This window comes from Bradyrhizobium sp. AUGA SZCCT0431, assembly GCF_018131065.1.
In the GTDB taxonomy this organism is placed as follows: domain Bacteria; phylum Pseudomonadota; class Alphaproteobacteria; order Rhizobiales; family Xanthobacteraceae; genus Bradyrhizobium.
Genome location: NZ_JAFCLR010000062.1, coordinates 1 through 19650 on the forward strand (window position 1 = coordinate 1; position 19650 = coordinate 19650).

Sequence of the window (19650 nt, forward strand, 5' to 3'; positions counted from 1 at the left end):
CAGCCTTCATGCCAAACGAATGTGCCAACTACTTCGAAAACGCCGGATACGCCTCAACCTAAATTCATCCCGCTCTAATGCATAAGCTTTCGTCAGCTCCAGCACCATGTCCTGGTATGCTCGATGTTGCCGCTTCTTGTCATCCGGGTCTCGAGCGCGCGAGGCATTCTGCTCTTGCCACTTCAGGACCCAGTCCATCGCCCCTGCGAGTGAGTGCAGCCTTTGCTGAGGCGTGCCGCTGATCCCACGCGAATAATCGTGGCCATGGAAAATAGCTTTGACCTTCTCGAAGGTCTCATGCAGGGCCGCGACCGCAACTTCCTCGTCAATTCCGGTCTTTTCCTGATCCGATGGGCTGTAGTCCTTGAGAGCGTTCTTCAGGTTTTGAAGGATACCGATATAGTCGACGATGAGGCCGCCTAGTTTATCACGAAAGACCCGATTGACGCGGGCAATGGCCTGCATCAGGCCGTGCCCCCGCATTGGCTTGTCGACGTACATCGTATTCATGCAAGGTGCGTCAAAACCCGTGAGCCACATGTCTCGAACGATGACCAGTTTGAGTGGATCGTCGGGATCGCGCGCGCGCTTGTGCGACTTAGATTTCGCTGGCTTTCATTGGCTGAACCTAGCTCAAACTTCCCCTTGATGGATTGGAGCGAGAAATTAGTCTTTTCAAATAGTTGGTAGACGGCGTGTGCACGATGTGTGCACCGAGAGATCGAAGAGCATCTAGAGACCGCCAACGTGAGCATCCTTTGAGCTGAAGTGCGTTGCGTGCCCGTCGCGGCAGATTGCTTCGAGAGAACGCGCGTTGAGTCATTCGGAAGTTTGCATTGCAAGCTCAGCCATCAAGACATTGGTGTTCGGAAATCTAGGGCCGATGGTCGAATACGGCATTGATGATCCTGCGTGCGGTTTCAGATTTTTCGGGGCAGGAGCGCGACGTTTTCCGATCCGGCCGAAAGCCTTCTTGCAATGTTTAGTAAACCGTGGTTCACTAAACAAATCGGGCTCGCCGGTCCTTAAGAATCCGGGTAGCGCGAGGGAACGCTAGTTTAGTGAATCAAACCGTTACGGACTGTGTCGCACCGCTCGAAGCATTCGCGCGGGCAGGAACGCCGCGCCATGTCGATGGCCGGCCAACGGAGGGAAATGCGCATGAACCATCGTATGAAGGCGCTTTTTGCTGCGGGCGGCGCTGTTGCCGCCGCGCTCGGCATCGGAGCGGCAACCACGCCCGCGCACGCGCAGGGCAAGACGATCACGCTGTGCTGGGCCGCATGGGACCCCGCCAACGCGCTGGTCGAGCTGTCGAAGGATTTCACCGCCAAGACTGGGATTGGCATGAAGTTCGAATTTGTGCCATGGACCAACTATGCCGACCGCTTCCTGAACGAACTCAATTCGCGCGGGTCGTTGTGCGATCTTCTCATCGGCGATTCGCAGTGGATCGGCGGCGCCGCCGAGAATGGCCAGTACGTCAAGCTGAACGACTTCTTCAAGAAGGAAGGCATCAGCATGGACGACTACATGCCGGCGACAGTGACCGGCTATTCGGAGTGGCCGAAGAACACGCCGAACTATTGGGCGCTGCCAGCGATGGGCGACGCGGTGGGCTGGACCTATCGCAAGGATTGGTTTGCGCGGCCGGAAGTGCAGAGGGACTTCAAGGCCAAATATGGCCGTGATCTCGCGGTGCCGAAGACGCTCGACGAACTCAGCGACATCGCAAAATTCTTCCAGGGTCGCGAGATCGACGGCAAGAAGGTCTATGGTGCGTCGATCTATACCGAGCGCGGTTCGGAAGGCATCACCATGGGCGTCTCGAACTATCTCTACGACTACGGCTTCAAATATCAGGATCCCAACAAGCCCTATGCGATGGACGGTTTCGTCAACTCGGCGGGGGCTGTGAAGGGGCTCGAAGCCTACAAGGCACTCTACAAATGCTGCACGCCACCCGGCGCTTCCAACTCCTACATGTCGGAAGGTCTTGATGCCTTCAAGTCCGGCCAGGTGGCGCTGCAGATGAACTTCTTCGCCTTCTTCCCTGGTCTCTACAAGGATCCGAATGTCGGCGGCGACAAGATCGGCTTCTTTAGCAATCCCGCCGGCCCCGCGACACAGGCGACGCAGCTCGGCGGACAGGGGATTTCGGTTGTTTCCTATTCCAAGAACCAGGGCGAAGCGCTGCAATACATCAAGTGGTTCGCCGGTGGCGATGTTCAAAAGAAGTGGTGGGCGCTGGGCGGCTATTCCTGCGCCAAGTCGGTGCTGAATGACCCGAGCTTCCCGGGCAGCGCTCCCTTCGCCAAGGATTTCCTGAAGTCCATGGGCATGGTGGTCGACTTCTGGGCCGAGCCCTCCTACGCGCAACTCTTGCAAGCCGAACAGAAGCGCGTCCATGACTACGTGGTCGCCGACAAGGGCACCGCGCAGGAAGCGCTCGACGGGCTGGTGAAAGACTGGAAAGCCATCTTCAAGGAAGAGGGCAAGAAGTTCTAGGATAGCGGCCTGGAGCGCGGTTCGTGAGCGCTCCAGGCCATTTTCTCCGACAATACCGATACCATTTCGAAGCCGGCAATCGCAGTGCATCAGGACCAGCCGACGCCATGAATGATTTGAGCGCCTCATCGCGGATCACCTACGGTGCTGTGCCCGTACAGCCCGCCCCGGTGCGCCGTATCCGGGGATTATCCGACACTGCGCTCGCGTGGCTCTTCATCACCCCGACGATGGTTCTGCTGCTGGCGATCAACATCTTCCCGCTGATCTGGACCATCTATCTGTCATTCACCAATTATCGGGCCAACCGGTCCAATGCGCCGGTTAATTGGCTGGGGATCGACTGGTACCAGACGATCCTGACCGATCCGGACATCTGGGCGGCGATGCAGGTGACGGCGCATTTCGTGTTCTGGACCGTCGTCATCGAGACCGTGCTTGGGTTTGGCCTTGCCTTCCTGATCGACAAGAAATTCCGCGGCCACGGCATGTGGACCACGATTATTCTGCTGCCGATGATGCTGTCGCCGGCCGTGGTCGGCAATTTCTGGACGTTTCTCTACCAGCCGCAAATCGGGCTGTTCAACTATGTGGTCGGTTTTCTCACGGGCCGCTCCGCATCTTCGTTCCAGATGCTGGGTGATGTGACCTTGAGCCCGTGGGCGATCGTGATCGTCGACGCCTGGATGTGGACACCCTATGTGATGCTGATCTGCCTTGCAGGCCTGCGATCTATTCCGGACTACATCTACGAGGCGGCGGAGGTCGACCGCGCGTCGAAATGGCGGCAGTTCTGGTCGATCACGCTGCCGATGGCGTTGCCGTTCATCATGCTCGCCGTCCTTTTCCGCGGCATCGAGAACTTCAAGATGTTCGACATGGTCAACCTGCTCACCGGGGGCGGGCCGGGTTCGACCACGGAGGTCGCCTCGATCACGCTCAAGCGCGCGGCGTTCGAGAGCTGGCGGACCGGCTACTCCTCGGCCTTCGCGATCATCCTGTTCGTGACGGTGTTTGGACTAGCCAACATCTACGTCAAGGCGTTGAACCGGGTGAAGAGCCGATGAGTATCGCCAACACAGCCCATTCCGTCGTCGAACCATCGCGCAATACCAGGCGATTGGCGGGTTTACTCGTGGTTCTCTACGCCGTGATCACGATGATCCCCTTGGTCTGGATCGTTCTCACCTCGTTCAAGTCGCCGGACGATGCGATCTCCTATCCGCCCAAGGTCTTCTTCACGCCATCGTTCGAAGGCTTCTGCAATCTATTCACCACGCGCTCGCGCCAGACGCCGGAATTCATCCGCACGCTTGGACCGCCGCAGGGGCTTTGCGACGACATTGCGCGCAGTCGCAATATGGTCGTCGCCGGACCATCAAACTACGTACCGCGTTTCGTCAATTCGCTGATCATCGCCTTTGGCTCGACCGTGCTCGCGGTCGCGCTCGGGACGTTGTCGGCCTACGGTTTCTCGCGGTTCCGCGTGCCCTTGAAAGACGATCTGTTGTTCTTCATCCTTTCGACGCGAATGATGCCACCCATCGCGGTCGCGATCCCGATCTATCTAATGTACCGCACCATCGGGCTGTCGGACACGCGGCTCGGCATGATCCTGCTCTATACTTCGGTGAACGTCTCGCTCGCCGTTTGGCTGCTGAAAGGTTTCATCGACGAGATCCCGCGCGAGTACGAGGAAGCGGCGATGATCGACGGCTACACCCGCTTCCAGGCCTTCGTGAAGGTGGTGCTGCCGCAGGCAACGACCGGTATAGCGGCAACCGCGATCTTTTGCCTGATCTTCGCCTGGAACGAGTATGCCTTCGCGGTGCTGTTGACCTCCGGCAACGCGCAGACGGCGCCACCCTTCATTCCGATCATCATCGGGGAAGGCGGGCAGGATTGGCCCGCGGTCGCCGCCGGCACGACGCTGTTCCTAGTGCCGATCGTCGTGTTCACGGTGCTGTTGCGCAAGCATCTGCTGCGCGGCATCACCTTTGGAGCCGTTCGCAAATGAGCATCGAAGCAAACTCTCCCATGCCAGCTGGCAGCTTCGCGGACAGAATTCTGCGGCGCGGTCCGCTAGAAGCCATCGCGACGACGATCATTGCCGCCGGCGTCGTCATGCTGATGCAACCGTTTTTACTGACGCTATACTCTTGGTCGTTCGCGACTACGCTGTTCGGTACCGTGATGTTCACCATCGTCTCCAAGGTCAGGGAGTAGGGCGGATGGCACAGATAAGGGTCGAAGCGCTCGACAAGTCCTTCGCCGATTTCCATGCCGTCAAGGCAGCCAGCTTCACCGTGGAAGACGGCCAGTTCCTCTGCCTGCTCGGGCCCTCCGGCTGCGGCAAGACGACCACCCTGCGCATGATTGCCGGGCTGGAATTGCCGACGGCCGGCACCATCCGTCTCGATGGTGAGGATGTCACGATGAACCGCGCATCGGCCCGCGACATCGCTTTCGTGTTCCAGCTCTTCGCCCTCTATCCGCACATGAATGTCCGGCGAAACATCGGCTTTCCCTTGAAGTGCGAGGGCATTGGCGCGGCGGAGGCGGACCGGCGGGTGGTGGAGGCCGCGCGCATCTTGCGCATTTCGCATCTTCTCGACCGGCCGGTGTCGGGTCTTGCCGGTGGTGATCGGCAGCGCGTCGCGCTCGGGCGGGCGATCGTGCGCAAGCCGAAATGTTTCCTGATGGACGAGCCGCTGGGAGCGCTCGATGCCGAAATGCGCGAGGCGATGATCCATGAATTGCGTGCGCTGCATGATCGGCTCGGAGCGACCACGGTCTACGTCACCCACGATCAGCTCGAGGCCATGGCGATGGCCGACATAATCGCCGTGATGAACAACGGCGTCGTCGAGCAGGTCGCGAGCCCACGCGACATCTATGACCGGCCTGCGTCGCTGTTCGTTGCAGATTTCATCGGTTCGCCGCCGATGAATTTCCTGCCGTTTCGTGGCGGTCTGCAAACCGGCGCGCAGGCGATCCGGCTCGGCGAGCGCGAGATTGCCATCCCCGCTGCGCGCGAGGCGTTGCCGGAAAGTGATCTCGTCCTCGGGGTCAGGCCCGAGCATGTGCGCTTCGCCGATCTCGGCGTCGTGCGAGGCGAGGTCTATGGATCGGAGTATCTCGGCACCACGCAGATCGTGACCGTGACGACGCGCTATGGGGCGCTCAAGGCCCGGTCGCCGGCCAGCGTGTCGTTCCGGACCGGAGAGCATGTCGGGCTCGACTTCCGCCCCGACACGCTGTCGATCTTCGACAAGGCGTCAGGCAGGGCGGTCCGCACCGCGTTGCATGGGGGAGGCGCGCATGGCTGAGGTCGAGATCAGGGCGGTCTCCAAGGCGTTCAAGAAGACGCAAGCGATCGACGATTTGTCGCTGACCGTGGCAGACGGCGAGTTCGTGGCCTTGCTCGGGCCGACGGGCGCCGGCAAGACGACGACCTTGCGCCTGATCGCAGGACTGGAAATGCCGGACCGGGGAACGATCCGGATCGGCGGCCGCGATGTGACCGGCGATGCGCCCGCCGATCGCGACATCGCTTTCGTGTTCCAGCAATACTCTCTGTATCCGCATCTGAGCGTGTTCGAAAATATGGCCTTTGCGTTACGCGCGCCGATCCGCCGCGTCCCGGAAGCCGAGATCCGTGCAAAAGTGCGCGAGGTCGCGCGTCTTCTCCACATCGAAACCAAGTTGGAGAACAAGGCAACGCAGTTGTCGGGCGGACAGATGCAGCGGGTAGCGATCGGCCGGGCCCTGGTGCGCTCGCCCGCGATCTATCTGATGGACGAACCGCTCTCCTCGCTGGATGCCAAGCTGCGCGGCGAAATGCGGCTTGAGCTCAAGCGCATCCAGACCGATCTCGGCGCGACCATCCTCTATGTCACCCATGATCAGACCGAAGCTATGACCATGGCGTCGCGCATCGGTGTCATCGAGGGCGGGCGGCTGCTGCAGATAGGAACACCACGCGAGATCTACGAGAACCCGATCAACGCCCATGTCGCCGCGCGGCTTGGCCAGCCGGCGATCAACCTGTTGCCGGCGGCTCTCTTTGCCGGCGCGCCGGCCGGTGCGAGGACCGTCGGTGCGCGTACCGAGCATCTTACGATCGCGCGCGGCGGCGGCGATGTTCAGGCGACCGTCAAGCGGATCGAACATCTCGGCGACCAGAGCCGCCTCCATCTCGACCTTGGCGGCCAATCGGTCGTGACGTTGTCCGACCCCGAAGCGAGGCTCGGCGCAGGGGATATCGTTTCGCTTCGCCTCAACAAGCCGCTGTTCTTCGATGCGGATGGCGGGAGGGTCGCGGCATGAGTCTCGATCGGGCAGCGAGGGAAAAACTGGTACGGGCGCTCGCAGCGTCGATGATCGAACACGCCGAGGAACTGACCAGCCTCGACCAGGCGATAGGCGACGGAGATCACGGATTGAATATGAAGCGCGGTTTCGAGGCCGTGCTTGCGACACTGCCCGGCCTCGCGGACAAATCTTTGCCGGAGATGCTGAAGTCGATTGGAATGACGCTGGTCATGAAGGTCGGTGGTGCATCCGGGCCGCTGGTCGGTACCTTCTTCATGGAGCTTGGCAAGGCGCTTCCGGACGAGCCGGCGCGCGCCGATCTGGTCGCCGCCACGGATCAGGCGATCAACGCGGTCAAGGCGCGCGGACGCTCGGAGGCGGGGCAGAAAACCTTGCTGGATGTCCTGGTGCCGGTGCAGGCCGTCCTTGCCGGGGGTGGTGATGCCAGGGCGATTGCGGCCGAGGCGGCGCAGGCCGCCGATCGCACGACGCCGATGCTCGCGACGCGCGGCCGGGCGTCCTTCCTCGGCGAAAGATCCATCGGCCATATGGACCCAGGCTCCCGCTCGGCGTCCCTCCTGATAAGCGCCGCCGTTGTGACGCTGGAATTCGAGGCAAGTTCATGAGCAATTCAAGTAACGGCAATGTCGGCATCGTTATTGTTTCGCATTCGTCCAAAATTGCGGAAGGTGCTGCGGATATGGTGCGCCAGATGGTAGGCAACGCTGTGCCGCTCGCCTGGACCGGCGGCGATGCTGATGGCGGGCTCGGCACAAATGTCGCGGGTATTCTCGAGGCAATCGAAGCGGCTTGGTCGCCGGCGGGCGTGGCGATCCTGGTCGATCTTGGCGGGGCGGAGACGAATTCGGAGATGGCGGTAGAGATGCTGGCTGAAGATCGGCGTGCGCGCGTTGTTGTCTGCAATGCGCCGGTAGTGGAAGGCGCTGTGATTGCGGCGACCGAGTCCTCGGGCGGTTCGTCACTTGCTGCCGTCAAACGAAGCGCGGAGGAATTCTATGCATGATGTCAACGCCAGCCGGCCGGCTAACGCCTTTGTGCCGCTGACGGCCGCGGCGCTTCTCGTCAATCCGGTGGGTCTTCACGCACGTCCATCGGTCAAGCTCACGCAGCTCGCGAAGAGTTTTGTCGCGAAAATCGAACTTGCCCTTGCGGCGGACGGCCCCTGGACGGATGCGAAGAGTCCCGTGAAGGTGATGCGCATGAAAGCGCCGCAGGGAGCGACGGTATATTTTCGCGTCAAAGGCCCCGACGGCGAGGCAGCGCTCGCCGCCATGCTGGCGCTGGTGCATGACGGTTTTGGCGAGGTCTGACACGGTGACCGAGATGCATCTCATTGGGCGCACCGCCTCGCCGGGTCTCGCCATCGGGCCGGTCACCATGCTGACTGCTTCTGTGACCAGGCGGACGGCGAGCAACGATCCCACGCAGGAGGCGGCTGCACTGCGAGCGGCGATTGACGGCGCGAGGGCGGAGATCGCCGAGCAGGTCAAGACGATTCAGGGCGAGGTGGCCGACATTCTGGAATTCCAGGTCGCCATGCTCGAAGATGATGCGCTGGCGGACGCGGCATTTAAGGCCATCTCGACCGGGATCGCCGCCGACCAGGCCTGGCGCTCGGCGCTCGATGCGGAGATCGCGGGTTATCGCTCTGCCGAAGACGAATATTTCCGTGCCCGTGCCGCTGACGTCGTCGACATCCGCGACCGCGTGCTCGCGCATCTGAGCGGCGTGGACGCGGTCGCCAGGATCGCCGGTGGCTCGATCGTTGCGGCTGACGACATCACGCCTTCCATTTTTCTTGCCGCCGACTGGTCGCATGGCGGCGCCATCGCGTTGACCGGAGGTTCGCCTTCCTCGCATGTAGCGATGTTGGCGCGGTCGCGTGGGACTCCCATGGTGGTCGGGCTCGGCCCGTTGTTGTGGAACGGGCAGCCACCGGCGCTTGCGCTGGTCGATGGCGACGCCGGTACCGTGATCGTCGATCCCGAGCCGGAGACGCGCCGCCAGTTCGAGCAGCGCATGGTTGCTGCGAACGCCGCGCAAGCCGCCGCTGACGCCGGCCGCGTTGCGCCCGCCTATACGGCCGACGGTCGGCGGATCGCGGTTCTGCTCAACGTCACGGGTCCCGAAGACCTTGCAGGCCTCGATCCCGCGATCTGCGACGGCATCGGTCTCGTACGCACGGAATTCCTGTTCGAGGCGTCCCATGGCCTGCCGGACGAGGACACGCAATACGAAGTCTATCGGCGCATTCTTGAATGGGCGGAGGGAAGACCGGTGACGATCCGCACCCTCGATGCCGGCGGCGACAAGCCGATCGCCGGCTTGACGGTTGACGGCGAGAGCAATCCGTTCCTCGGCCTTCGCGGCATCCGCCTCTCGCTGGCGCGGCCGGAAGTGTTTTCCGTGCAACTGCGGGCGCTGGCGCGGGCAGCCGTGCACGGGGTACTGAAAGTAATGCTGCCGATGATCGCCGTTCCCACTGAACTCGATCGCGCCGGCGTCATGCTTGACGCCGAGGTCGCAGCCCTGACGGCGAAAGGGATCGCCTGCGCGCGCCCACCACTGGGCATCATGATCGAGGTTCCGGCGGCGGCGCTTTGCGCCGAGGATTTCGGCGCGGCATTCTATTCGATTGGCTCGAACGACCTCACCCAGTACACGATGGCCGCGGCGCGCGATATTGGCGCGGTGGCCGACCTCAACGATGCCGGCCATCCGGCGGTGCTGGCGCTGATCGCCCGGACCGTCGAGGCCGCCCGCAAGCGCGACGTCGAGGTCTCGCTCTGCGGCGACGCCGCCGCCGACATACGCCTGACGACGGCGCTGCTGGCGACCGGACTGACGAGCCTCTCGGTGGCGTCGGTTACGGTAGCGCGGCTCAAGGCCGCGATTGCAAAGGCAAGTTCATGACGGACGAAGCTGACGAAGACACGCGTGCGCCGGGCGACAGCAACGTCGCCGACTACAAGGTCATCCTGCGGCGGGTGCTCGACAACCGGCCGTCCGGCACTAGGCTCAAGCTTGCGGCGGCGCTGGGCAAGAATCGCTCCTTCGTGACCCAGATTACCAATCCGGCCTATCTGGTACCGATTCCGGCGAAGCATGTGGCGATCATCTTCGAAGTTTGCCATCTGTCGGGCGCGGAGCGCGCGGCCTTCCTGGAAGCCTACGGACGCGCGCATCCTGGCCGGCTGCGCGTATCCCATCGCGAAGCCCGCACGCGCACGATCGCGGTGACGGTGCCCGATCTCGGCGACGACAAGAAGAACCGTGCGCTCGAACAACTGGTCATCGATCTGGCGGCGCAGCTTGCGCGCTACGCCGAGAGCGTCGGCTGACAGACAGATCCGAACCGCAAGTGAACCATCGGGAGGGCGTTTATGAAGAAGCTGATCAACGGCGCCGAAACGGTACTGGAGGAAAGTCTTGACGGCTTTGCGGCCGCGCATGCCGACATCCTGCTTCTTGGTCCTGAGCGCAAATTTGTTCGCCGCCGTACGTTGAAGCCGGGCAAGGTCGCGCTGATTTCAGGCGGCGGTTCGGGGCATGAACCGCTGCATGCCGGCTTTGTCGGCCGTGGCATGCTCGATGCCGCGTGCCCCGGGCAAGTCTTCACCTCGCCGACGCCGGACCAGATGGTCGAGGCCGCCGAAGCCGTCGATAGTGGAGCGGGTGTGCTCTTTATCGTCAAGAACTACGAAGGCGACGTGATGAACTTCACCATGGCCGCCGAGATGGCCGGTCGGGAAGTGGCAAGCGTGGTAACGAACGACGACGTCGCAGTCGAGAAATCGACCTACACGACCGGTCGCCGCGGCGTCGCGGGGACACTGATCGTGGAAAAGATGGTCGGCGCCGCGGCCGAGACCGGAATGCCGCTGGCTGCCCTCAAGGCGCTTGGCGAGGAAATCAACCGGCGCACGCGCTCGATGGGCGTGTCGCTGTCGCCGTGCACCGTTCCGGCGGCAGGACGGCCGAATTTCACGCTGGCTGACAATGAAATGGAAATGGGTGTCGGCATTCATGGCGAGCCCGGCCGTCGCAGGGTCGCGCTCACTTCCGCCGATGCGATCGCGGCAGAGCTGTGCGAGGCGATCCTCAAGGACCTTGCGCCGAAGCCGGGGAGCGAAGTGCTGCTTCTCGTCAACGGGTTCGGCGCAACGCCGTTGATCGAACTCTATCTGATGGTAAACAGCGCCCGGCGAATTCTGGACGGTGCGGGGCTCAAAGTGACGCGTTTCCTGACCGGATCTTACGTCACATCTCTCGACATGGCCGGTGCTTCGGTCACGGTATCTGTGCTCGATGGACAGGCGAAGGAATTGTGGGATGCGCCGGTGCACACGGCAGCGCTGCGCTGGGGCGCCTGATCACATCTCGCCGCTTATTTTTCGTTACAGGCGAAGACCTGTCGGCTCCATTCTGCCTTGGCCAGTCTCCGCAAGGGGGCCGCTCTTCATTGCCATATTTGAGCGCGATCGATCCAACAAGGGCATGCGCGTCGCCGATGGTCGGCAATGGGGAGCAACCTTCGATAAAAGTGGACCCGATCGGAAGGTCCGTTCGTGGCGCTAAGCGGCCGTTGAGGTATGCATGTTAGACTTGATTAGATCCCACTGGCTGGACCTAGCTCAAACTTCCCCATGATGGATTGGAGCGAGAGTTAAATATTTTCAATTGGTTAGAAGGCGCCGTGTGCACGATGGGTGCACCGAGAGATCAAAGAAAATCTAGCGACAACCAAAATGAGCCAGCTGAACTGAACGCGCTGCGGTGTCAGCGACGGGCCGATGTTTCGGGTCAATTGCCGAGGGGTCAATACGAGGAATGAGCGGTTTGGAACAACCGCTCATGGCGCAAGCGATGCGAAATAAACGAACGTGCTTCGGTGAGATTTGGCTTGCACATTCCCGGCGCACATCCATAGATGACCGGCAGGTCAACACTTTTAAGGTCGTTTCGCCAACAACCGACATGTCAACGCCTCAACACTAGATCGTGGAAAAAGCCAGCGATCGTGATGCTGGCCGGCGCAATTTCATCAGTCCGTCACGTTGCTCGATTAGCTCCGCCTGCATGAAGCATGATCGAGCATACGGGGCATCCATGGCCGCAAGTTTGGAAGCGCCGATCCTCGGCGCTGCGTTGACAAAAGGGACGCTCGCCATTCAACGCGGCTGGATTCTCGAGAAGCAGCGCGATCTGGAACTTCAGGATTTTTTCAGCAGTGAGACGCTCGATGGGGATTGGCGTTCAGTGGGCGCGGATATCCGCCGGCTGCTCGACGGCTACACGGGCCGGCTTGGGATTCACGGCCCGTTCTGGGGATTCAAGATCGACAGCCAGGATCCGCTCATCCGCTCCGTCGTCACCAGGCGACTTTTGCAGGGCCTTGAGGCGTGCGAGATGGTCGGTGCGACCCAGATGGTGATCCACTCGCCCTTCACGACTTGGGATTACAACAATCTGGATATCAATCCGGGCTCCCGGCATGCACTCACCGAACGGGTCCACTTGACGCTCAAGGACGTCGTGCAGCGCGCCGAAAACATCGGTTGCGAACTCGTCATCGAAAACATAGAGGACAAGGATCCAACGGCTCGCGTCCTGCTCGCCAGGAGTTTCAACAGCGCCGCGGTTCGGGTTTCGATCGATACCGGACATGCACATTACGCGCATGTTTCCACCGGAGCGCCGCCAGTCGATTATTACGTCGATGCCGCCGGCGATGACCTTGCCCACGTCCACATTCAGGATACCGACGGCTACTCGGACCGTCATTGGCTGCCGGGTGATGGCTCCGTGCGCTGGGCTGCTGTGTTCAGGGCGCTCGGCCGTTTGTCGAGCAGGCCCCGTCTTCTGATCGAGGTCAAGGATCAGGCGAACATTCGTCGTGGTGCCGCGCATCTCGAGGCGCTCGGCCTCGCGGTGTGAAGGTCGAGCAGGCGTCGCCTGTCCGGGAGAATGAAATCACAGGTCGACGATATGCGCGACAACCGCGGCGCCGATCTCCGCAGACATTTTTGTGTCCCATGAAAGGGGAACGATTCATGATCCGTCCCACCCGCCGTTCCATCCTGAGCCTCGGCGCCGGCGCCGCCGGTGCGTTTGTCTTGCCGCGTATTTCGATCGGGCAGGCCGACAGTCGTTCGTCGATCAATATTGCGGTCCAGAAGATCACGAACTCCAACACGCTCGATGTGTTGCGCGAGCAGTCCAATGTCGGCGAGCGCGTGTTTTTCTCCTCCTTGTGGGAGGCTCTGATCAGCAAGAACTGGGGCGGCGACCTCAGCGTGAGGCCGGGACTCGCCACCGAATGGCGTCGTGTCGACGATCAGGTTGTCGAACTGAAGCTTCGCCAGGGCGTAAAATTCCACAACGGCGATGAGATGACGGCCGAGGATGTCATCTTCAGCTTCAGTCGCGAGCGCATGTTCGCAAATACAGAAGCCAAGAACCGAAGTACCATCAAAGCGTTCGAGCATATCCCGACGCCGCGCCCCGGCAAGGAACTGCCGCCGGAAGTGCCGGCCGCGGCGCGCCGTGCGTGGCCCGACCTCATTCGCGTCGAGGCCGTGGACAAATATACGGTGCGCTTCGTCAATGCCACGCCCGATGTAACGCTGGAGGGCCGACTGTCGCGTTACGGGTCCGACATCATGAGCCGTCGCGGCTGGGAGGAGGCGGCAAGCTATCTCGACTGGGCACGCAGGCCGATTACGACCGGTCCTTATAAGGTGGTCGAGTTCAGGCCGGACGTGTCGCTCACGCTTGAGGCGCATGACGAATACTGGGGCGGCCGTCCGCCGATCAAACGCATTCGTTTCGTCGAGGTTCCGGAGGTATCAAGCCGCGTGAACGGGCTTGTGTCCGGCCAGTACCAGTTCGCCTGCGACATTCCACCAGATCAGATTGCCGGCATCGAGAAGAACGCGGCCTTCGAGGTTCAGGGTGGTACAATCATGAACCACCGGCTTACGGTGTTCGACAAGAACCATCCGCAGCTTGCCAATCCACTGATGCGTCGTGCCTTCACTCATGCGATTGATCGGCAGGCGATCGTCGACAGCCTCTGGGCTGGACGCACGCGCGTTCCGCGCGGGCTGCAATGGGAGTTCTACGCCGACATGTTCCAGTCCGACTGGAGCGTGCCGGAATACAACCCCAAAATTGCGCAGGATCTGCTGAAACAGGCCAATTACAAGGGAGATTCGATCCCCTACCGGCTGCTCAACAACTACTACACCAATCAGCTCGCAACGGCGCAGGTGCTGGTGGAAATGTGGAAGGCTGTGGGCATCAACGTCCAGATCGAGACGAAGGAGAACTGGACCCAGATCATGGAGCGAACGCCGACGCGCGCAGTGCGTGACTGGTCGAATTCCGCGCCATTCAACGATCCGGTCTCCTCGCTCGTCGCGCAGCACGGACCAAATGGACAGCAGCAGCAGATCGGTGAATTCACCAACGCGGAAGCCAACAAGCTCTCCGAATTCCTGGAGACTTCGACCGATCGCGCGGCGCGCCGTACGGCCTTCCGCCGCATGCTTGAGATCTGTGAGCGCGAGGATCCGGCCTATACGGTGCTGCACCAGAACGCGACCTTCACCGCGAAGCCGAAGTCCATCAAGTGGAAGGCTGCTCCGGCCTTTGCCATGGATTTCCGCGCCGGAAACTTCGAGGTTTGAGACATGCAGCCGCTGATTTCGCTCGACGGCCTGACAGTCGCCTTTAACGGGGTAAAGGTGCTGGACGGCATAAGCCTCAGTGTCGGTCGCGGCGAGGCGGTCGGGCTCGTCGGCGAATCCGGCTCTGGCAAATCGGTGACGTGGCTGGCGGCGCTCGGTCTCCTTCCGAAGACCGCGGCCGTCAGCGGCAGCGTAAAACTTGAAGGCACTGAAATTCTCGGCGCGCCTCCTTCCACCATGGACAGGGTGCGCGGCGGACGCGTCGCGATGATATTTCAGGACCCGGCGAGCGCATTGAATCCGGTGCTCACGATCCGCAGACAGGTCGGCGAAAACCTGGCGCTGCATCGGGGGCTTTCGGGGGCAGCGATCCACGCCGAAGCCAGGCGCCTGCTGGACCTCGTCGGTATCCCGGATGCCGAACGCAGGCTGTCCGCCTATCCGCACGAATTTTCCGGTGGACAGAACCAGCGCATCATGATCGCGATGGCTTTGGCTGGAAACCCGGATCTGCTGATCGCGGACGAGCCGACGACGGCGCTTGATGCAACAATTCAGGCGCAAATTCTCGAACTCATCCGGCGGGTGCGCCGGGAGACCGGCATGGCAATTGTGCTCATCAGCCATGATCTCGGCGTGGTTGCGGAAAACTGCGACCGCGTCGCGGTCATGTACGCGGGCCGTGTGGTGGAGGAGGCGCCATCGGCGGAACTGTTCGATGATCCGCGTCATCCCTATGCTCATGGACTTATCGGATCGCTGCCGCCGATCGATGGCCCGCGCCGCCGGCTCACTGCCATCGGCGGCACCGTGCCGGATCCGAAGGCCATGCCGCAAGGCTGCGCTTTTGCGCCGCGCTGCGTCCACGCCGCCGCGCTGTGCGGAATGAAACCGCCACGGCTTCGCTCCGTTGGTGAAAATCGACGTGTTGCCTGCGTAATTGATCAGCGGGCGCGCGCGACCGATATCATCGGCCAGGCCGCTGAATGACCGCGCCATTGGTAAGCGTTGACCGGCTGGTCCGCACTTACCGGATGCGGTCGGGTATGTTCGGCCGTCCGCGCGGGGTGTGTGCCGTCGATGGGGTGACCCTCAAGATCAACCGCGGCGAGACGCTCGGTCTTGTCGGCGAATCAGGGTCGGGAAAATCGACCACAGGCCGGCTCGTGCTGGGTCTGGAAAATCCGGACGCAGGGTCCGTCGCCTTCGACGGCAGGCGACTTCCGGCGATGGACACACCGGAATGGCGGGGCTCGCGGGCCCGTATGCAAATGATTTTTCAGGACCCGCTCGGTGCGCTCGACCGCCGTCTGCCGATTGCAGCGCAGGTGCGCGAGCCGCTCGATATTCACGCCGTCGGCGATGAGGCATTCCGCACGGCGCGCGTTGAGGAGTTGATGCGAAGCGTCAGGCTTTCGGACGAGGTTGGGCAGCGATATCCGCATGAGCTGTCGGGCGGCCAACGCCAGCGTGCCGTGCTTGCACGGGCTCTGGCGACAAAACCCGAGTTTCTGGTTTGCGACGAGCCAGTCAGTGCGCTCGACGTTTCGATCCAGGCGCAAGTGGTCAATCTTCTGATTGATCTTCAGGCGGAACTGGATTTGACAATGCTGTTCATCAGCCACGATCTGCGCGTGGTGCGCCAGATCAGCGAGCGGGTCGCGGTGATGTATCTCGGACGTGTGGTCGAACTGGGGAACGCCGACGATCTGTTTGTCTCGCCGCAGCACCCCTATACCCGGGCGCTGGTTTCCGCATCGCCGGCTCCCGGTGCGCGCAGAAGTGAGCGGATCGTGCTTTCCGGCGATCCGCCAAATCCAGCCGCGAAGCCGGATGGATGCGCCTTTCACCCGCGATGCCCAAGCGCCTTCGCCCGCTGCCGCACCGAGGCGCCGGCTCTTGTCGAGGTTGCTCCCGATCGAAGTGTGGCCTGCCATCTGACCGGACTTGAATCTGGTGCGGCTGTGGTGTTGGGAGCGGTTGCCTGATGGCGCGCTATTTCGCGATCCGTATTGGACGGGCGATGATCACGATCATTCTGGTCGTCACCTTTGCGTTTGTCGTGCTTCGGCTGTCCGGCGATCCGGCACTGATCATTATGGGCCCAGAGGCCCCTCCGGAAGTCATCGCCGCCTTCCGCAAGGCGTGGGGGCTCGACGATCCGATCTGGATGCAATACTTCGATTATTTTGGCGCCATCGCGAAGGGTGAACTCGGACGCTCGATGCGCGACGGGCGCCCGGCGATCGCTCTTGTCCTCGAGCGAATCCCCGCGACGCTGATGCTGACGATCCCGGCGCTCTTGCTCAAGCTTGCGATTGGCATCCCCGGCGGCATTTTCGCGGCCCTGCATCGCGGCAGCTTGATCGATCGCGCGGTGATGATCGGGGCCGTGGCCGGGTTTACGGTTCCGAGTTTCGTGCTTGGCCTCGTGCTGGTGCTGATTTTCGCCGTACAACTCGGCTGGCTGCCGTCCGGCGGGCAGGAAACCTGGCGGCACGCGATCCTTCCGATTGTTACGCTCGGCATCGGAGGCGCGGCGGTACTTGCGCGCTTCACGCGTAGCGCGATGCTGGAAGTGCTAGGCCAACCCTACATCCGCACGGCGTCGGCCAAAGGCGTTTCATGGCGCGCGGTGGTCCTGTCGCACGCCTTACCCAACGCTGCGATCCCAACGGTGACGATCATTGGCTTTATGGTCGGCACCTTGATCGCCGGCGCCGTCGTCGTCGAAAGCGTGTTCTCCTGGCCCGGGGTCGGACGGCTGCTTGTCGTTGCCGTGGCGAATCGCGATCTTGCTGTGGTGCAATGCATCCTGCTTCTCGTCGCGGCGACGATGGTGACATCGAATCTGATCGTCGATTTCCTCTATGGTTTCCTCGATCCGCGCCTGAGGAACCGGGAAACGGCGGGGGCGCACTGAAATGGCGGATCTGTCGTTACCGGGATCGAGCGCGGCGAAACGAACGATTTCATGGCCGAGGGTTCCGCCCGCCGTCGCCGTTGCGATCCTGTGGGTCGTTGCCATGCTGGCGGTGGCAATCCTGGCTGAAACGATCGCTCCCTATAGCGTCACAAAAATGGATCTGCGCAATCGTCTTTCGGCCCCCGGCGGTGCCGCGCATTGGCTGGGAACCGATGAACTCGGCCGCGACGTGCTCTCACGGCTCATTTTTTCGATCCGCATTTCATTGCTGATTGCTTTCGGCGCGACAGCGATCTCGGCCATCGTTGGCACGCTTCTCGGATTTCTCGCGGCGCATTTCCGCGGTCTTGCCGAACAGGCCGTGCTGATGTTGGCTGATTTTCAAGCCAGCATGCCGTTTCTGATCCTGGCGCTTGCTGTGCTGGCCTTTTTCGGAACTTCGCTGCCACTGCTTATCGGGCTCATGGGCTTCTATGGCTGGGAACGCTACGCGCGCATCGCCCGCGGGTTGGCAATCTCCGCGACAGGGCAGGGGTATGCCTCAGCCGTCAGGCAGCTCGGCGCGGCGCCATCGCGCATCTATCTGCGCCACATTCTTCCCAATATTGCGTCCACGTTGATCATCTCGATGACTTTGGTATTTCCCGAAGTCATCCTGCTCGAATCCGGATTATCCTTTCTCGGTCTCGGTGTGCAGCCGCCGATGACCAGCCTTGGCAACATGGTGGGATACGGCCGCGAGTATATCGGCAGCGCGCCGTGGATCATGCTGACGCCCGCCGCGATCATCACGCTGACGACGCTTGCGGTCTCGCTGATCGGTGACTGGCTGCGCGACAAGCTCGATCCGACCTTGGGTTAGTATTTCCGAAAACGGGGCCACCGATGTCACACCCGATCGTCGTCATTGTTATCTGCGATGGGCACCGGCCGGACTTCGTGTCCGAAGAGATGACGCCGCACATGGCGCGGCTTCGGAAGGCTGGAACCTGGTTCGCGCACCATCGCGGGATTTTTCCGTCGGCGACGCGGGCGTCGTCTGCATCGATTGCCACCGGTTGCTGGCCGATATCGCACGGACTGAGGGGCAATACGGTCGCATTGCCGATCGAGAACGGTCATGAAGTTCATGACGCGGGGAGGCCGGAGTTCTACGAGACGTACCGAAATCATTTCGGGCGATTGTTGACGCGCCCTTCACTGTCACTGCGGACGGCGCCACAGCACGGCGCGGTGCTCTGTTCCAACGTCTCGCCGGGCGCGGCCTTCTTTCACGATGCGGAGGGGCACGGCGAACTGTACCACCGCGAATTGAGTTATAGCCGAGGCCGTGTACCGCTGATGCCAGCCCTTGTCGCCCCTCCTGGCGCGGTTGGCGATGCGGTGATGACTGACAAGTTTATATCGATTCTGATGGAGCGACCGCCCTCGGTTGCAACGCTTTGGTTGTCCGAGCCCGACAAGACCATGCACGCCTTTCCGCTCGGTTCGCCGGAACATCTCATGGCGCTGCGCGCGGTCGATACCCATGTCGGCGCGGTCGCGGAAACCGTAGAACGGTTGCGAGACCGTGGTCATGAGGTGCTTTTGCTCGTCGGGTCAGACCATGGCCACGAATCCGTCACCGAGACGGTGCCGGTCGAACGGCGGCTGTACGAATCGGGATTCAAGGCCGCCTTGGAAAGTCCGGAAATTGTCGTAGCGGCTCAGGGATCATCGGCTTTCATCCATTTTGGTAGCGACGCCTTGTCGCGGCGTAAGGAGGTGGCCGACTGGCTCGGCCAGCAGTCCTGGGCTGGACGCATCATCAAAGGCGAAGACCTCGCCAAGCTTGGTCAAATTCCAACCGCCGACGTTCTCGCGGTTGATATGGCGAAGTCGCAAGGCAGCAATTGCAACGGCATTCCGGGGCTCACGGCGATGGCGGTTCGCTTCGCCGAGAACGAGGATGCCATACGGCGGGATTGCGGAATGCATGGCGGGCTTGGCCCGCATGAAACGCAACCAACGCTGATAGCCGTCGGCAACGGGTTTTCAGCTGGCAACGTCGTCACGACGACGAGCCGTATCATCGATCTCGCGCCGACCGCGCTGCACCATCTCGATCTGCCACTGGACGGCCTCGACGGTGTTCCGCTCGGCGGCCGGGCGTCAGGCTGAAGCGAAGGGTCCTGGTCGGTCTGGATGGTC

The 19650-nt window shown here is 61.8% G+C and carries 20 protein-coding genes; 19 read left to right on the plus strand and 1 reads right to left on the minus strand.

Annotated features, from left to right (window positions below):
• Window positions 1–6: 6 nt before the first annotated feature.
• The gene (locus JQ567_RS35785; protein ID WP_212443166.1) at window positions 7–540 is read right to left on the minus strand and encodes a UvrB domain 3-containing protein; all 534 of its coding nucleotides are present in this window, start codon (window positions 538–540) and stop codon (window positions 7–9) included.
• A 621-nt stretch (window positions 541–1161) separates the two neighbouring features.
• Between JQ567_RS35785 and JQ567_RS35790 the strand changes: the two genes are divergently transcribed.
• The 19 genes from JQ567_RS35790 (at window position 1162) to JQ567_RS35880 (ending at window position 19620) form a co-directional block, all read left to right on the plus strand.
• A complete protein-coding gene (locus JQ567_RS35790; RefSeq protein ID WP_249165952.1) occupies window positions 1162–2508 on the plus strand; it encodes an ABC transporter substrate-binding protein in 1347 nt (448 codons plus the stop codon).
• Between the two features lie 107 nt (window positions 2509–2615).
• Window positions 2616–3575, plus strand: a complete 960-nt coding sequence (locus JQ567_RS35795) for a carbohydrate ABC transporter permease (RefSeq protein WP_212443167.1) — start codon at window positions 2616–2618, stop codon at window positions 3573–3575.
• A complete protein-coding gene (locus tag JQ567_RS35800; protein ID WP_212443168.1) occupies window positions 3572–4525 on the plus strand; it encodes a carbohydrate ABC transporter permease in 954 nt (317 codons plus the stop codon). The genes JQ567_RS35795 and JQ567_RS35800 overlap by 4 nt, the downstream gene beginning before the upstream one ends.
• Window positions 4522–4734 carry a hypothetical protein gene (locus tag JQ567_RS35805; protein ID WP_212443169.1) on the plus strand — a complete coding sequence of 71 codons (213 nt, stop codon included), beginning with the start codon at window positions 4522–4524 and terminating at the stop codon, window positions 4732–4734. Before JQ567_RS35800 ends, JQ567_RS35805 begins: the two co-directional genes overlap by 4 nt.
• A gap of 5 nt (window positions 4735–4739) precedes the next feature.
• Window positions 4740–5837, plus strand: coding sequence for an ABC transporter ATP-binding protein (locus JQ567_RS35810; protein WP_212443170.1), 1098 nt, complete (start codon window positions 4740–4742; stop codon window positions 5835–5837).
• The gene (locus JQ567_RS35815) at window positions 5830–6837 is read left to right on the plus strand and encodes an ABC transporter ATP-binding protein (protein ID WP_212443171.1); all 1008 of its coding nucleotides are present in this window, start codon (window positions 5830–5832) and stop codon (window positions 6835–6837) included. Before JQ567_RS35810 ends, JQ567_RS35815 begins: the two co-directional genes overlap by 8 nt.
• Entirely contained in the window at window positions 6834–7448 is a 615-nt protein-coding gene (gene dhaL, locus JQ567_RS35820; protein ID WP_212443172.1) for a dihydroxyacetone kinase subunit DhaL, read from the plus strand. The genes JQ567_RS35815 and dhaL overlap by 4 nt, the downstream gene beginning before the upstream one ends.
• Window positions 7445–7846, plus strand: a complete 402-nt coding sequence (gene dhaM / locus JQ567_RS35825) for a dihydroxyacetone kinase phosphoryl donor subunit DhaM (protein ID WP_212443173.1) — start codon at window positions 7445–7447, stop codon at window positions 7844–7846. Before dhaL ends, dhaM begins: the two co-directional genes overlap by 4 nt.
• A complete protein-coding gene (locus JQ567_RS35830; protein WP_212443174.1) occupies window positions 7839–8153 on the plus strand; it encodes an HPr family phosphocarrier protein in 315 nt (104 codons plus the stop codon). Before dhaM ends, JQ567_RS35830 begins: the two co-directional genes overlap by 8 nt.
• Window positions 8131–9756 (plus strand): phosphoenolpyruvate--protein phosphotransferase, encoded by a 1626-nt coding sequence (ptsP, locus tag JQ567_RS35835; protein WP_249165953.1) that lies wholly within the window; start codon window positions 8131–8133, stop codon window positions 9754–9756. The genes JQ567_RS35830 and ptsP overlap by 23 nt, the downstream gene beginning before the upstream one ends.
• The gene (locus JQ567_RS35840) at window positions 9753–10184 is read left to right on the plus strand and encodes a hypothetical protein (RefSeq protein ID WP_212443175.1); all 432 of its coding nucleotides are present in this window, start codon (window positions 9753–9755) and stop codon (window positions 10182–10184) included. Before ptsP ends, JQ567_RS35840 begins: the two co-directional genes overlap by 4 nt.
• 42 nt (window positions 10185–10226) lie before the next feature.
• Window positions 10227–11216 carry a dihydroxyacetone kinase subunit DhaK gene (gene dhaK / locus JQ567_RS35845; protein WP_212443176.1) on the plus strand — a complete coding sequence of 330 codons (990 nt, stop codon included), beginning with the start codon at window positions 10227–10229 and terminating at the stop codon, window positions 11214–11216.
• Between the two features lie 736 nt (window positions 11217–11952).
• On the plus strand, window positions 11953–12780 hold the full coding sequence (locus JQ567_RS35850) for a sugar phosphate isomerase/epimerase (RefSeq protein ID WP_212443191.1): 828 nt from the start codon (window positions 11953–11955) through the stop codon (window positions 12778–12780).
• 116 nt (window positions 12781–12896) lie between these two features.
• Window positions 12897–14534: an ABC transporter substrate-binding protein gene (locus JQ567_RS35855; RefSeq protein ID WP_212443192.1), complete on the plus strand. Its 1638-nt coding sequence runs from the start codon at window positions 12897–12899 to the stop codon at window positions 14532–14534.
• A 3-nt stretch (window positions 14535–14537) separates the two neighbouring features.
• Window positions 14538–15524 (plus strand): ABC transporter ATP-binding protein, encoded by a 987-nt coding sequence (locus JQ567_RS35860; protein WP_212443177.1) that lies wholly within the window; start codon window positions 14538–14540, stop codon window positions 15522–15524.
• On the plus strand, window positions 15521–16522 hold the full coding sequence (locus JQ567_RS35865; RefSeq protein ID WP_212443178.1) for an ABC transporter ATP-binding protein: 1002 nt from the start codon (window positions 15521–15523) through the stop codon (window positions 16520–16522). Before JQ567_RS35860 ends, JQ567_RS35865 begins: the two co-directional genes overlap by 4 nt.
• On the plus strand, window positions 16522–17457 hold the full coding sequence (locus JQ567_RS35870) for an ABC transporter permease (protein ID WP_212443179.1): 936 nt from the start codon (window positions 16522–16524) through the stop codon (window positions 17455–17457). Before JQ567_RS35865 ends, JQ567_RS35870 begins: the two co-directional genes overlap by 1 nt.
• Window position 17458: 1 nt before the next feature.
• The gene (locus tag JQ567_RS35875) at window positions 17459–18322 is read left to right on the plus strand and encodes an ABC transporter permease (protein WP_212443180.1); all 864 of its coding nucleotides are present in this window, start codon (window positions 17459–17461) and stop codon (window positions 18320–18322) included.
• A 23-nt stretch (window positions 18323–18345) separates the two neighbouring features.
• A complete protein-coding gene (locus JQ567_RS35880) occupies window positions 18346–19620 on the plus strand; it encodes an alkaline phosphatase family protein (protein ID WP_212443181.1) in 1275 nt (424 codons plus the stop codon).
• Window positions 19621–19650 lie beyond the last annotated feature (30 nt).

Bases quoted from the DNA above. Each gene is read 5' to 3' on its own strand.
- JQ567_RS35785 (WP_212443166.1), bottom strand. From the start codon at position 540: ATGTGGCTCACGGGTTTTGACGCACCTTGCATGAATACGATGTACGTC.
- JQ567_RS35790 (WP_249165952.1), top strand. From the start codon at position 1,162: ATGAACCATCGTATGAAGGCGCTTTTTGCTGCGGGCGGCGCTGTTGCC.
- JQ567_RS35795 (WP_212443167.1), top strand. From the start codon at position 2,616: ATGAATGATTTGAGCGCCTCATCGCGGATCACCTACGGTGCTGTGCCC.
- JQ567_RS35800 (WP_212443168.1), top strand. From the start codon at position 3,572: ATGAGTATCGCCAACACAGCCCATTCCGTCGTCGAACCATCGCGCAAT.
- JQ567_RS35805 (WP_212443169.1), top strand. From the start codon at position 4,522: ATGAGCATCGAAGCAAACTCTCCCATGCCAGCTGGCAGCTTCGCGGAC.
- JQ567_RS35810 (WP_212443170.1), top strand. From the start codon at position 4,740: ATGGCACAGATAAGGGTCGAAGCGCTCGACAAGTCCTTCGCCGATTTC.
- JQ567_RS35815 (WP_212443171.1), top strand. From the start codon at position 5,830: ATGGCTGAGGTCGAGATCAGGGCGGTCTCCAAGGCGTTCAAGAAGACG.
- dhaL (WP_212443172.1), top strand. From the start codon at position 6,834: ATGAGTCTCGATCGGGCAGCGAGGGAAAAACTGGTACGGGCGCTCGCA.
- dhaM (WP_212443173.1), top strand. From the start codon at position 7,445: ATGAGCAATTCAAGTAACGGCAATGTCGGCATCGTTATTGTTTCGCAT.
- JQ567_RS35830 (WP_212443174.1), top strand. From the start codon at position 7,839: ATGCATGATGTCAACGCCAGCCGGCCGGCTAACGCCTTTGTGCCGCTG.
- ptsP (WP_249165953.1), top strand. From the start codon at position 8,131: ATGACGGTTTTGGCGAGGTCTGACACGGTGACCGAGATGCATCTCATT.
- JQ567_RS35840 (WP_212443175.1), top strand. From the start codon at position 9,753: ATGACGGACGAAGCTGACGAAGACACGCGTGCGCCGGGCGACAGCAAC.
- dhaK (WP_212443176.1), top strand. From the start codon at position 10,227: ATGAAGAAGCTGATCAACGGCGCCGAAACGGTACTGGAGGAAAGTCTT.
- JQ567_RS35850 (WP_212443191.1), top strand. From the start codon at position 11,953: ATGGCCGCAAGTTTGGAAGCGCCGATCCTCGGCGCTGCGTTGACAAAA.
- JQ567_RS35855 (WP_212443192.1), top strand. From the start codon at position 12,897: ATGATCCGTCCCACCCGCCGTTCCATCCTGAGCCTCGGCGCCGGCGCC.
- JQ567_RS35860 (WP_212443177.1), top strand. From the start codon at position 14,538: ATGCAGCCGCTGATTTCGCTCGACGGCCTGACAGTCGCCTTTAACGGG.
- JQ567_RS35865 (WP_212443178.1), top strand. From the start codon at position 15,521: ATGACCGCGCCATTGGTAAGCGTTGACCGGCTGGTCCGCACTTACCGG.
- JQ567_RS35870 (WP_212443179.1), top strand. From the start codon at position 16,522: ATGGCGCGCTATTTCGCGATCCGTATTGGACGGGCGATGATCACGATC.
- JQ567_RS35875 (WP_212443180.1), top strand. From the start codon at position 17,459: ATGGCGGATCTGTCGTTACCGGGATCGAGCGCGGCGAAACGAACGATT.
- JQ567_RS35880 (WP_212443181.1), top strand. From the start codon at position 18,346: ATGTCACACCCGATCGTCGTCATTGTTATCTGCGATGGGCACCGGCCG.